This window comes from Dyella psychrodurans, from assembly GCF_003363265.1.
GTDB classification, from domain to species: Bacteria; Pseudomonadota; Gammaproteobacteria; order Xanthomonadales; family Rhodanobacteraceae; genus Dyella_B; species Dyella_B psychrodurans.
The window spans coordinates 100,219-112,885 of sequence record NZ_QRBF01000006.1; the positions used below are offsets into that span (position 1 = coordinate 100,219).

General features: G+C 62.9%; 11 protein-coding genes. 4 read left to right on the forward strand and 7 right to left on the reverse strand.

Annotated elements, in window-relative coordinates:
* Window positions 1-4 precede the first annotated feature (4 nt).
* The 7 genes from fliE to DWU99_RS15675 all read right to left on the reverse strand — a co-directional run bounded on the left by fliE (window position 5) and on the right by DWU99_RS15675 (window position 6,541).
* Entirely contained in the window at window positions 5-340 is a 336-nt protein-coding gene (gene fliE / locus DWU99_RS15645; protein ID WP_115479009.1) for a flagellar hook-basal body complex protein FliE, read from the reverse strand.
* Between the two features lie 36 nt (window positions 341-376).
* Window positions 377-1,831, reverse strand: a complete 1,455-nt coding sequence (locus DWU99_RS15650; RefSeq protein ID WP_115479010.1) for a sigma-54 dependent transcriptional regulator — start codon at window positions 1,829-1,831, stop codon at window positions 377-379.
* 365 nt (window positions 1,832-2,196) lie between these two features.
* Entirely contained in the window at window positions 2,197-2,808 is a 612-nt protein-coding gene (locus DWU99_RS15655; RefSeq protein WP_147292943.1) for a PilZ domain-containing protein, read from the reverse strand.
* 80 nt (window positions 2,809-2,888) lie between these two features.
* Window positions 2,889-3,200 (reverse strand): flagellar protein FliT, encoded by a 312-nt coding sequence (fliT, locus tag DWU99_RS15660; RefSeq protein WP_115479012.1) that lies wholly within the window; start codon window positions 3,198-3,200, stop codon window positions 2,889-2,891.
* Window positions 3,200-3,631 carry a flagellar export chaperone FliS gene (gene fliS / locus DWU99_RS15665; RefSeq protein WP_115479013.1) on the reverse strand — a complete coding sequence of 144 codons (432 nt, stop codon included), beginning with the start codon at window positions 3,629-3,631 and terminating at the stop codon, window positions 3,200-3,202. Before fliS ends, fliT begins: the two co-directional genes overlap by 1 nt.
* A gap of 14 nt (window positions 3,632-3,645) precedes the next feature.
* Window positions 3,646-5,136 carry a flagellar filament capping protein FliD gene (fliD, locus tag DWU99_RS15670; protein ID WP_115479014.1) on the reverse strand — a complete coding sequence of 497 codons (1,491 nt, stop codon included), beginning with the start codon at window positions 5,134-5,136 and terminating at the stop codon, window positions 3,646-3,648.
* Window positions 5,137-5,326: 190 nt separating this feature from the next.
* A complete protein-coding gene (locus DWU99_RS15675) occupies window positions 5,327-6,541 on the reverse strand; it encodes a flagellin N-terminal helical domain-containing protein (protein WP_115479015.1) in 1,215 nt (404 codons plus the stop codon).
* 669 nt (window positions 6,542-7,210) lie between these two features.
* Between DWU99_RS15675 and DWU99_RS15680 the strand changes: the two genes are divergently transcribed.
* The 4 genes from DWU99_RS15680 to DWU99_RS15695 are packed head-to-tail and all read left to right on the forward strand — an operon-like array spanning window position 7,211 to window position 12,647.
* Window positions 7,211-8,335 (forward strand): DegT/DnrJ/EryC1/StrS family aminotransferase, encoded by a 1,125-nt coding sequence (locus DWU99_RS15680; RefSeq protein ID WP_115479016.1) that lies wholly within the window; start codon window positions 7,211-7,213, stop codon window positions 8,333-8,335.
* Entirely contained in the window at window positions 8,332-8,904 is a 573-nt protein-coding gene (locus DWU99_RS15685) for an acyltransferase (protein WP_115479017.1), read from the forward strand. The genes DWU99_RS15680 and DWU99_RS15685 overlap by 4 nt, the downstream gene beginning before the upstream one ends.
* Window positions 8,905-8,952: 48 nt before the next feature.
* Window positions 8,953-12,468 (forward strand): glycosyltransferase, encoded by a 3,516-nt coding sequence (locus DWU99_RS15690; RefSeq protein WP_115479018.1) that lies wholly within the window; start codon window positions 8,953-8,955, stop codon window positions 12,466-12,468.
* Window positions 12,453-12,647, forward strand: a complete 195-nt coding sequence (locus DWU99_RS15695; RefSeq protein WP_115479019.1) for a hypothetical protein — start codon at window positions 12,453-12,455, stop codon at window positions 12,645-12,647. Before DWU99_RS15690 ends, DWU99_RS15695 begins: the two co-directional genes overlap by 16 nt.
* Window positions 12,648-12,667 lie beyond the last annotated feature (20 nt).

Sequence of the window (12,667 nt, forward strand, 5' to 3'; positions counted from 1 at the left end):
ACGATCAGACGGGCATGTTCATGATCGTGGTGTAGGCGTCGGTGAGCTTGTTGCGCACTTCCACCAGGCCACGAAACGCGAGATCGGCTTTCTGTCCTGCGATGGCGGTTTTGACGATGTCCGAACCCGGATCGCCGCGTTCGAATGCATTGACCTGCGACTCCGCTTCGTTCTGCTGCGAAGCCACCGCGTTGAGCGACTGCTTGAACAACGAGCCGAAATCCACGGCAGGCTTGTTGCCAGACGAGGAAGGCAGCGATGCGGCGGGCATCGTCCCCGATGCCTGCGTGCTGAGCGCACGCAACTGCGAGAGCACACTGTTGACGTCAATCTGACTCATGTCGAATTTCCAACGCTCGATCGGTTATGGAGTGCTTCAAGCAACGGCCGTGCCACTCTGCGGCGACGCCTCGTTGGCGCGGGCGCAGGACTGCAAACCGTATTTGCGCAGCTTTTCCACCAGCGTCGTGCGCTGCATGCGCAAAAGTTTCGCCGCATGCGCCACTACACCGTCGGTGATGTCGAGTGCTTGACGGATCAGCCCCACTTCGATGTCGGCCAGATGGTCTTTAAGATCCACGCCGCCTTCCGGGAGCAGGATTTCCGTCTCGAGCGCGACGCGGCCCTGCGACGGCGCCGGCTTGTTCTGACCGTCGAGCATCGCGCGCAGGATGCTGCCGTTGGCTTCGTCGATCGGTTGCATGCCGCGGTACTTCTCCGGCAGGTCGCCGGCGCGCACTTCGCTGTTCGGATACAGGATGGCCAGGCGTTCGACCAGGTTGGACAGTTCGCGCACGTTGCCCGGCCAGGTGTGCTGGCGCAGTGCCTGCAGCGCGCTGCCGCTGAAGCGCACGGTGCTGAGGCCGCGGCGCTGCAGACGTTGATTGAATTCGGCGATCAGCTCGGGCATGTCCTCCAGGTGCTCGCGCAGCGCGGGCATTTCCAGCGGGAACACGCTCAGGCGGTAATAGAGGTCTTCGCGGAAGCGGCCTTCGGCGGTGGACTGCTCCAGATTGCGATGCGTGGCGGCGATGATGCGCACGTCGCAACGCTGGGTGCGGTTGCTGCCGACGCGCTCGTACACGCGCTCCTGCAACACGCGCAGCAGCTTCACTTGCATCGGCAGGCTCATGTCTCCGATTTCGTCGAGGAACAGCGTGCCGCCCTCGGCCATTTCGAAGCGGCCCTTGCGCGTGCTGATCGCACCGGTGAACGCGCCCTTCTCGTGGCCGAACAATTCGCTCTCGAGCAATTCGGCCGGAATCGCGCCGCAATTGATGGCGACGAACGGCTTGTCGCGACGCGGCGAGCAGTCGTGGATGGCGCGCGCCACCATTTCCTTGCCGGTGCCCGATTCGCCCAGCACCAGCACGCTGGAATCGAACGGGGAAACCTGGCGGATCAACGCATTGACGCGACCCATCGCGGCGGAACCGCCCACCAGTCGCAGCACGGACGTGTTGATGCGCGGCGGCGGCGAACGGCGAACGGCTTCGGCCAGGCGCTCGTAGCGCAGCGGAAAATCGAGCACTTCGACTTGCGCGGCGTACGCGGAGTCGGCCTTGGTCATCCGGGCCAGCTGCGGCGAGTCCGCGCCGATCAGTACCAATGTCTGATTCGTCTGCGCATCGATCGATGCCATCAACGCTTCGCAGGCCGAATGGTCTTCGATGCCTCCGACGTAGACGGCACGCCATTCGCGCGCGATCGAATCGGACGGCAGTGATTTTTCCCAGCGCTGGGGAAAGTACCCCATGAATTGCATCGCCGACGCAACGATGTCGGCACGTGTTTCGTTTGATTCGATGATCAGCACGTTGCTATTTGGCATGAGTACGAGTCCTGCTTCGTTACTACTGACTACTGACGAACAATCACGTTTCCCATCCCAAGCGTGTTGTCCCCTGCGTGTCAGGTATCCGTCGCGACACATGGACAGGGTGAGCAAGAAGAACGCCAAAAAAATTGCTGCCCAAAGTGTCCCCGCATGACTTTTGTGACGGATTTCTCTCCCGGAATTTGTGCCAATTCACAGTCGCCGCGTGTGCTGCGTCGCGCAAGAATACGTTTACATCAAGGACTTAGGTTGCGTTCATGGTGTGCCCTTAAGCGTCACCGCGAGCTGCCATTTGCGCGTACCAAGGACTGGCATGGCGGGATTTCGGCGTGTTTGGATGTTCTGCCGCGTGATAGCGATCACATTCTGTGCTTGCTGCCCAGCACACTTTCCGTCGCGCCCGCAAGGCGGGCCTCTGCCACTTTTCGGCGGTGGTGACAAAAAACGAAACGTTCCAACCCATCCTCGACCAGTTCGTTCATTTCACAAAAGTAAACGAAAGCGCTGCCATCGTTTAGCGAGCGGCCGAAACGGGCCGGCAATTCCAGCGGCAAGGCCCTGCAGGCATCGAAGTGGAGGCGTATCAACAGGGTGTCCGCGGGCGTCAACAGGCTTTCCGGCAGCACCACGCCTACGGCATTGAAGCGAACCGGATGCCGTGGCGGCAGCACGCTCGCGGGTACCAGAAGGCGATCGACGATATCCAGCAAAACATTGATTTTGCTGTCCATTCTCTGCAATTCCTGCATGAGCGGACTGTCGTCGTCGCCAGGGTTGTCGGCACGGCGCTCATCGAGCGAGGCCAGCGCGCGCAGGACATGCACGTTGCGCTCGTTATGGCGCGCGATGACTTCGGGGATCGGATCGAACGCCTCGACCGCAAGGTGCGGATGCCCCTGATAGGCCATCCGTTGCGAAAACTCTTGCCATCTTTCGTCAGCTTGCATTTGCAACCTCCTGGCACCGGCCACGGATCAGTGCCGGCGGCGATACACGCCATCTTTATAGCGCGTGCCACACGTCGGAATGCGTTCCATGGATCTTCGGTTGATCAGCGCGACGACGACGAAACGATGTACGTCCGCAGGGCGCGATGGTTGTACTGGTGCTGGCCGAGCTGCTGCTCTACCGCATGGTGCGCAAGGCCGGCGCGCTCCAGTAACGTCTGATTGTGCACTTGCAGCGCAAGCAGGGCCTGCCGGTGCCGGGGACCGACCGCGCCGGCCTGTACCTGCTGGAGATACGCCTGGCGCCGCGCATCCAGTTCCAGCACATGCGACCAGTTTTCGTCCCGCGCCGCCTCGATCATCTGCGCGGTGATTTCAAGCGCCCGCTCCAGGCCCTCGTGCGCGGGATCGTTCATCACGTGGCCGCCTGCACTTTGCCCTTCGCCATTTCGGCCAGATAGGGTTCGCGGATGGCGTGCCATGCCTGGCGAATAGGCGCGATCAGCCGCTCGCATTCGTCCAGGGCGCGCAAATCGTCGTTGAGCTGCGCATGCAGCAGACGACGGGTGATGTAGTCGTACAGCGCATCCAGGCGACCGGTGAGCGTCGGTTCGACGCTGTGATCCAGGCTTGCGCGCAATTCGCCGAGAATGCCGATCGCCTTGGAAAAGGCGTGTCCCTTGGCGGGCATGTCCTTGTGCAGGATGTGCCCGCGCGCCTGCGTCATGCGATCGACCAGGCCGTCCAGCAACATCGCGAGCAATTGGTGCCGGTCCGCCCCTTCGACGCTGCCTTGCGCACGGGTCTGGGCATACAGCGCGCTTCCGTTTCGCATCATGTAACTCATCGCGTCTCCCTGGCTCAGCCCTTGCTGCTGCTACTGCTGCTGGTGCCGTTGAGTGCCGCCAGCGACTGCGTGAGGTAAGAGCTGGTGTTGTTGAGCGATGTCATCAGCGTATCCAGCGCGGTGTATTGCTTCACCAACTGCTGCTGATAAACCGCCATGCGCGCGTTCAACGCCGTCTGCTGCGACGACTGGTTGGTGAGGTTGGTGTTGAGGCTGTTGATGCGCGTCTGCAGCACGCCCGTGCTGCTGTTGAAGTTGGTGACCAGCGAGTTCAACTGGTTGGCGATGCCGTTGGTGCTGTCGAACAGGTTCTGCACCGTCGAAGGGCTGTTGGTCAGTGCGGTGGACAGCGTCTGCGAATTGAGCGCCATCGTGCCGTCGGCATTGCGCGTGATCCCCAGGCTGGCGAGATTGCCGATGCTGTTGCCGTGCACGGTGGAGCCGAGCACGTTCGACAACTGTGTCTGCAGGGCCGCCAGGGTCGGATCGCCAAGCAATACGCCCGCCTCGCCGGTCGAAGCGTCGTAGCTGTCCAACTGGTTGACCGTGCTGGCGTACTGGTTGTACGCGGTGACGAAGTCGTTGACCGCCGTGGTGATCGGCGTGGTGCTCTGCGTGACGTTGAGCTGCGAGGTTCCCGTCGAGGTCAGGCTGAGCGTGACGCCGGTCAGGGCCCCGGTGACGTTGTTCGAGGCGCTGGTAACGGCGATGCCGTCGATGGTGAGTTCGGCGTTGGCGGCCTCGCTGCTGCCGGGCGTATTCAGTTCCGTCGCCAGGGAGCTGAGGCCGCTGCTGCTGCCGCTGCCCGCGGTGATCGTGAAACCGTTGGCCGTGCCGGTGCTCGTGGAGGTCAGCACCAGCTGATTGCCGTTCACGCCCGACACCACGGTCGCCGATACGCCGGGATTATTGCTGGCGTTGTTGATCGACGAGGCGATGGAAGAAAGCGTATCGGTGGACGACACCGACACATTCAGCGTGTTGCTGCCCACCGTGATGTTCAACGTGCCGCTGCCCACGGTCGCCGTGCTGGATTGCGCGGGACTGATGCGCTTTTGCGCCGTCGCCAGCTGCGTCACGTCGATGTTGTAGGAGCCGCCGGTGGCGTCGGGCAGCGTGGATACCGTGCCCAGGGAGGTATTGGAAAGCGACGCGTTATAAGTGGAGTACGTCGTGCTGGAGGTGAGCTCCGACAGCGCCGACTGGATGCCGCTCAACGCAGTCTGCAAGGCGGTGAGGCCCGCGATCTGGTTGTTGTCCTGGTTGGTCTGGTTGGTGATCTGCGCCTGCGGGCCGGCTTCCTGCGCATTCACCAGCGCGGTGATGATCGAGTTCACGTCCAGGCCCGAACCCAGGCCCAGCGAGCTGAGCAGGCCCGTGCCGCTGATATTGCCCACGCTCGATGAGCTGCTGCTGCCCGAGGTCGAGCTGGTCGTAGTCGAGCCCGTGGTGCTGCTGGTCAGCGCGCTTGCGCTGGTTCCCACGCTGGAAATGGTGCTGCTCATCTAAGGCCTCGCAAAATCATTTGTAGGAATGCACGGCGATGCCGCCATCCACCAAGCGACCGGCAAAACCGACACATCACGTGAAAGCTTTGCCTGCGGCTCGCGTGGGTTTTCTGGCGGTCGGACCGCACCGCCAGAGCCCAAAGCAAAATCCCGGCCATGGCGATCGCGCCATGGCCGGTCGTACCTGTTACTGCAACAGCTTGAGGATGTTCTGCGGTTCGGAGTTGGCGGTCGCCAGCACCGAGATACCCGCCTGCTGCAGCACCTGCGCCTGACTCAACTGTGCCGTGGTGGCGGCGAAGTCGGTGTCCTGAATCGAAGCCTGCGAGGACGTCAGGTTGGTCTGCTGTGCACCCAGCGTTGCGATCGTCGACTGGAAGCGGTTCTGCACGGCACCCAGGGTGCTCGCGAAGTTGCTGACCGTGGTCAGCGCCGCGTCGACGCGGGCAATCAGCTGGTTGGCATCGTCCACCGTCAAAACATCGCCACCCTGCAGCGAACCGCCGGCCGAGACCACATCGCCTGCGGCGTAGGTACCGGCAGACGAATACGTACCGCCGCTGACGCCGTTGTACGTGGCGTTGGTGGAAAGCGTGGAACCGCTACCGGCCACCGAGGTCGCCGCCGCGGCACCGCCCGAGATGGACAGCGTGCCGGTGGAGTAGACGTTGATGCCGCCGCTGGCGTTCACGGCCGCGCTGACGCCGGTCAGGCCGGCCGCGTTGATCGCATCCACCACGCCCTGCGCGCTGGTGGCCGTACCCGACAGCGTGATGCTGTTGCCGCCGGCACCGCTGATGGAGATCGTGGACAGGTTCAGCGTGGTGGCGTTGCCCGACGCGTCGACGAAGTCGCCGCTGAGGCTGGCCGTGGACACTTCCGAGATCTGGCCCACCTGGCTGGCCGTCGCACCCTGGCCCAGGGCCACGTCGATGGTCTGGCCGACGTTGGCACCGATCTGGAACGACAGGCTGCTGGTCGAACCATTCAGGACGTTGGTGCCGTTGAAGGTGGTCTGGTTGGCGATGCGGGTCACTTCCTGCAGGTACTGCTGCACGGAGGTGTTGATCGCGGAGCGGTCGGATGCCTGATACGTACCGTTCGCCGCCTGCACGGCCAGGTCGCGGATCGACTGCAGGTTGGAGGTGATCTGGCTCAGGCCCGAACCTGCGGTCTGTGCCAGGTTGATGGCGTCGCTGGCGTTCTGGCTAGCCTGGCTCAGGCCGCCGATCTGGGTTTGGAAACGGGTGGCGATCGCATAACCGGCAGCGTTGTCCGCGGCAGTGTTGATCTTCAAACCCGAGGACAAATCTTCGGTGGCAGTGCTCAGCTCGCTGGACGACTTGGTCAGGTTGTTCTGGGCCTGCAGCGAAGCAACGTTGGTATTAAGGACGAGTGACATGGATGTCTCCTGGAAACCGGAAGCCGGTTACTAAATTGATCTTTCCGGCGGAGGGTCCAGAGAACCGATGTGTAACCGCCTCGGGTAGTTTTTCGGCGCCATCGGGAATTACTTGAGGGCCTGATGCGCAAGTCGTCGCGGCTTGCGCATGCGTCAACGTGATGCGCGTCTCACTCGAAGAGCTTCTAGCAAGATGAGTCCTTCGACACTCACCGAAAACGATGAAAAAGTGCCGCACGCTGCCCCCTCCCCCTGTGAAGCAGGGGGAGGTTGGGACGGGGTAACGCTTTTGCTTCGCATAAAGGCTTCACCCCACCCCAGCCCTCCCCTGCTGCACGCAGGGGAGGGAGTGTGAAGTGCCCGGCTTGCTTTTAACGCTAAGCAATCATTTTGCTAGGTGCTCTAAGAGCCTGCGCCACTCCCGCGCGCGCAGCGTCGCCGCATCGATGCGGCCGTACGCGCAAAAAACCTTGGCATGAAGCTTGCCACCTACTCCCCAGGAGAGCGCTGGCGCGACGGAAAACCGTCACCAACGCTGGTTTTTCGCTTTTTTGACGCCGCCGCCCACTTAGTAAGGAGTGTCACGATGCCATCGACTGCCACGCGACAACGAGCACATCGTGTCGGTGCGTGCATCGCCCGCGCGATGGAGCATCCGGAAGCCGCACGATGACTGCGCCGGAGAGAATCCCGCTGCTGGTGGCGCAACTGCCCGACACCGACGCACTGCTGCCGTATCTGCGCCAGATCGACACCAATCGCTGGTATACCAACTTCGGCCCGCTCGTCACGCAATTGGAGCAGCGTTTCGCCGCGACGTTTGCGCCGGCACTCAGCGCACCCAAGGCCATCACCGCAACCAGCGGTACTGCCGGACTGGAACTGGTGCTGGGCGCGCTGGAACTTCCGCAGGGCTCCAACGTACTGCTACCCGCACTCACGTTCGTTGCCACGGCCACCGCCGTCATCCGCGCCGGCTATCGTCCGTTGATCGCCGACGTCGATACGTCGACCTGGTTGCTGACGCCGGAAACCGCGCGCGAATATGCCGCGCACTATCCCGTTGCCGCCGTGATGCCGGTGGCGACCTTCGGCAATCCGCAGGACGTCGAAGCCTGGGATGCATTCACCGCCGATACGGGCATACCGGTGGTCATCGATGCCGCGGGCGCGTTCGGCAACCAGCGCGTGGGGCAGCGCAGCCATGTGGTTTTCAGTCTGCATGCGACGAAGGCCCTGGCCGCCGGCGAAGGCGGCCTGGTGGTGACCTACGATCAGGAGCTGGCCGCGCGCGTGCGCAGGCTCAGCAATTTCGGCATCGATCTCGAACGCGGCAGCCAGGTTTTCGTCGCCGGCGAGAACGGCAAGCTCAGCGAATATCACGCCGCCGTCGCGCATGCGGCTTTGGATCAATGGCCCGTGGTGGTGGAACGCCGGCGCGCCGTGCAGGCGCGCTATCAACATCTGCTGCGCGAGCATTGTCCCGATCTGCGCCTGCAGCGGCGTGCGGAAAACGGCATCTATCCGATTCTCGTCGGCCGGCTGCCGAGAGGTTTGCGCGCACGCGACCTGCAACCGGAACTGTTGTCGCGCGGCATCGAAACGCGCCAATGGTATTGCCCGACGCTCGATCGCCACCCGGCCTTTGCCGCCTTCGCTGCGGGCCCGTTGCCCGTGGCGCACGAGTTGGCCGAACGGCTGATCGGCCTGCCCTTCTTCATCGACATCAGCGAAGCGCAAATGCAGCGCGTCGGAAGCGCCATGGGCGAACTGACCCGCGGAGTGCACGCATGAGCCTGCTCGATCCCGCCCTTTCCGGCTTTCGCCAATGCGGCCGCAACGTGCGCATCTATTCGGGCGCGCGCATCATCGGCGCCGAATACATCACGATCGGCGACAATGTCATCATCGACGACTTCGTGCTGATCTATGCACGCGCGCCGACCGTCATCGGCAGTCACGTGCATATCGCCTCGTTCTGCTCGATCACCGGCGGGGGCGAGCTGATCATGGGCGATTTTTCCGGATTGTCCTCCGGCGTGCGCGTCGTCACCGGTTCGGACGATTTTCTCGGCGGCGGCCTTACCAACCCGACCATTCCGGCGGAATTTCGCAAGGTATCGCGCGATTGCGTGCATATCGGCCGCCACGCGATCGTCGGTTCCAATGCCGTGCTGTTGCCGCGCAGCGTCGTCGGCGAGGGCTGCGCGGTGGGCGCGGGAAGCCTGGTCAATCGCGAACTGGCCCCTTGGGGCGTTTATGTCGGCAGCCCCGTGCGGCGCATCCGCGAGCGACCGAACGAACAGATTCTGGCGCAGGAAGCCGCGCTGCAGTCCGCCCACCCTTTCCAGTGCATCGCATGACGCTCGGCCGCGCAGACGCGCCGACGCGCAACGCTTGAAGAGTCTCCCATGAGCAGACCCGAACCCTCGATCGAACAGATAAAGCTTGCGCATGCACAGCGGCACATGGCGCTGATGCACCAGTTTTTCCTTGAGCATGGCTTGCGCGAAAAGAAGAAGCTGCGCGGAAACGACTGGGAGCGCCTGCAACGCATTCGCGAAAGCACCGGTTACGCCGACGCATTCGCGGGACAACCGCTGATCTCGGTCATCGTGCCTACCTATAACCGCGCCCAGGTGATTGTCGAGCGCACGCTGCCGAGCGTGCAGCAGCAAAGCTACGCGAACTGGGAATTGCTGATCGTGGGCGACCGCATGGAGGAATCGCAGGCGGCGCTGCTGCGCGCCGCCGCAGCCGGCGATTCGCGCGTGCGCTTTCACAACCTGAAGTTTCGCGGCAACTATCCATCCACCAAGGGACCGATGTGGTACGTGGCCGGCACCAAGCCGGTGAACTTCGGCTTGCGCTGCGCGCGCGGCGCCTGGATCGCGCATCTGGACGACGACGACGAATTTCTGCCGGAGCATCTGTCCACGTTGTTGCAAACGGCGCAGGCCGAACGCAGCGAGTGGGCGCACAGCCTGGTGAAATACATCGACGACCAGGGCCGCGAGCAGGGCACCGTCGGCAGCACCACGCCAAGCCACGGCTGCATTTCGCGCATCGGCAGTCTTTATCATGCCGGACTCAAGACATTCCGTTACAACCCCGGCTGCTGGAAATACTTCTATCCCGGCGACTGGGACTTGTGGGAGCGCCTGCTCGACATGGGCGTGCGCAACATCCACGCACCGCGGATCACCGCGATCCATCACGGGGATTACTTCCGCGACGGCGTACTGAACGCAGACAATGCACCGGCAACGGGTTTCGCCCCGGGCATACCCAATCCCGCCGATACATATCGCGACTGGCTCAAGCCGCAGGAACTGGCGCCGTCGCAGCTGGCCGCCCAGCAGGCGCGCGAGGATCTGTGCGAGATCCACGCCGTCGTGATCGATACGTCCGGCGACACACAGGCACTGCAGCGCACTCTCGCAAGTCTCGACGCGCAACAGCACCGGCGCATCCACATCAGCGTACTGTCGCCGAATACGACCACGCCCGAAACGGCGTGGATCGACCAGTTCCACGCACTCGCGAAACAAACGCCCGCCGAATGGCTGCTGCCGCTGCATGCCGGCGACGAGCTGGCCAAGCACGCATTGCTGGTGCTGGCCGAACGCGCGGCGGCACAGCCGGCGTGGGTCTGCTGCTACGTGGATGAAGATGCACGGGAAAAAGACGGCTACGGCCAGCCGCTGCTCAAACCCGATCTGAACCTGGATATGTTGCGCAGCTATCCGTACATCGGGCGCACGCTGGCGATCAAGCGCGAGGCGCTGCTCGCAGGCGATGGCCTCGATGCCCGCCACGGAGCGCTCGCCCATTACGACTTTGCTTTTTGCGCCATCGAACAGCATGGACTGGCGGCAGTAGGGCACATCGACGAAGTGCTTTATCACGCCGGCAAGCCGTACACGGAATGGCTGGTGTCGGAAGAAGTGGCGAGCCAGTCCGCCGGTGTGGTCGACGCGCACCTGCAACGACTCGGCATTCCTCACGAGATGCTGCCCGGCCCCGTATCCGGCATGAACCGCGTGCGCTATGTGCACACGCGGCAACCGCCGGTATCGATCATCATTCCCACCCGCGACCAGTTGCCGTTGCTCAACGGCCTGATCGACAGCCTGCTTGCCAAGACCACCTACACCAACTTCGAGCTGCTGATCGTCGACAACAACAGCGAGGAACCGGCCGCCTGCGCGTACCTGGACGGCATCGAGAAGCTCAACAGCTCGCAGTTGCGCGTGCTCCGCTATCCGCACCCGTTCAACTATTCGGCAATCAACAACTTCGCTGCCGCGCAGGCGCGCGGCGAGTATCTGATCCTGTTGAACAACGACACCGCCGTGCTGCAGGACGACTGGATCGAGTCGCTGCTCAATCATGCGCAGCGACCGGAAGTGGGCATTGTCGGCGCGAAGCTTTATTTCCCGGATGGCCGCGTCCAGCACGGCGGCGTGGTGCTGGGCCTGCGCGGTCCCGCCGACCATCCGTTCATCGGCATGCCGATGGATGCGACCGGCTACATGCATCGTCTGCAGGTCGACCAGAACTACACCGCCGTGACGGCCGCGTGCCTGATGATCCGCAAGTCGATCTACGACAGCGTAGGCGGCCTGGACGAGCAGGATTTCAAAGTCTCCTACAACGACGTCGACCTGTGCCTCAAAGTGCATCAGGCGGGCTATCTCACCGTGTGGACGCCTTACGCGCGGCTCATGCACGTCGGCAGCGTCAGCCAGAACAACGTCGACAAGACGGCACAGGAAGCCAAGCACAAACGCTTCCAGAACGAGCAGAACGCGATGTATCGCAAATGGCTGCCGCTGCTCGCGCGCGATCCGGCCTACAACCGCAACCTGAATCTGGACGGCCCGGGTTTCGAACTCGATCCGCGCCGCAACCTGGGTTGGCAGCCGCTGGCCAAGCCGATGAAGCCGCGCCTGTATTGCGTGCCGGCCGATGCCACCGGCTGCGGCAACTACCGTGTGATGCAGCCGTTCGTTTCGATGTATCTCGCCGGCATGGTCGACGGCACGGTGGCCGATACGCATCTCACGCCGATTCACATGGAGCGCTTCGCGCCCGATTCGATCATCCTGCAGCGCCAGCTGTCGGACGATCAGCTGACCATCATGCGCAACTACAAGGATTTCATCCGCGCATTCAAGGTCTACGAACTGGACGACTACCTGCCGCAGATCCCGATCAAGAGCGCCTTCCACAAGGTCATGCCCAAGGATGTGCTCAAGGTGCTGCGCAAGGCGGTGGCGCTGACCGATCGCTTCGTCGTCTCCACCGAGCCGCTGGCCGAACAATTCGCCGGCTTGCACAGCGACATCCGCGTGGTGCGCAATCGATTGCCGGTGCACTGGTGGGACAAGGTGAGCAGCGAGCGCCGCAAGGGGCGCAAGCCGCGCGTCGGCTGGGGCGGCGGCGCAAGCCATCGCGGCGACCTGGAATTGATCACGGATGTCGTCCGCGACCTGGCGAATGAAGTGGAATGGGTTTTCTTCGGCATGTGCCCGGACAAGCTGCGTCCCTACGTGCATGAATTCCACGAAGGCGTGCCGATCACCGAGTATCCGCGCAAGCTCGCTTCGCTCAACCTCGATCTGGCGCTCGCGCCGCTGGAAGAAAACCTGTTCAACGAATGCAAGAGCAACCTGCGCCTGCTCGAATACGGCGCATGCGGCTATCCGGTGATCTGCAGCGACATCGTCTGTTATCGGGACGACCTGCCCGTCACGCGCGTCAAGAATCGCTACAAGGACTGGATCAGCGCGATTCGCATGCATCTGGACGACCTGGATGCCACCGCCCGGATGGGCGATGCGCTGCGCGATGCCGTGCGCAAGGACTGGATGCTGACGGAAGACAAACTTGTCGAATGGCGGTCCGCATGGCTGCCAAACTGAACCCGCGCGTGATGCTGTCGCCCACGGTGCTGAAGCACAGCAAGCTGTTGCACATATGGCTGCGCCAAAAGCCCGCGGCGCACGAAATCAGGATGTCGGTCGAGCGTTACCGCCCAGGCGTACTCAGCACGATGATGCAGGCTTGCATACTTCCGTCGCCCAGAAGGCGGCGTCATTGAATTGAAGAGTGCATGTCTCT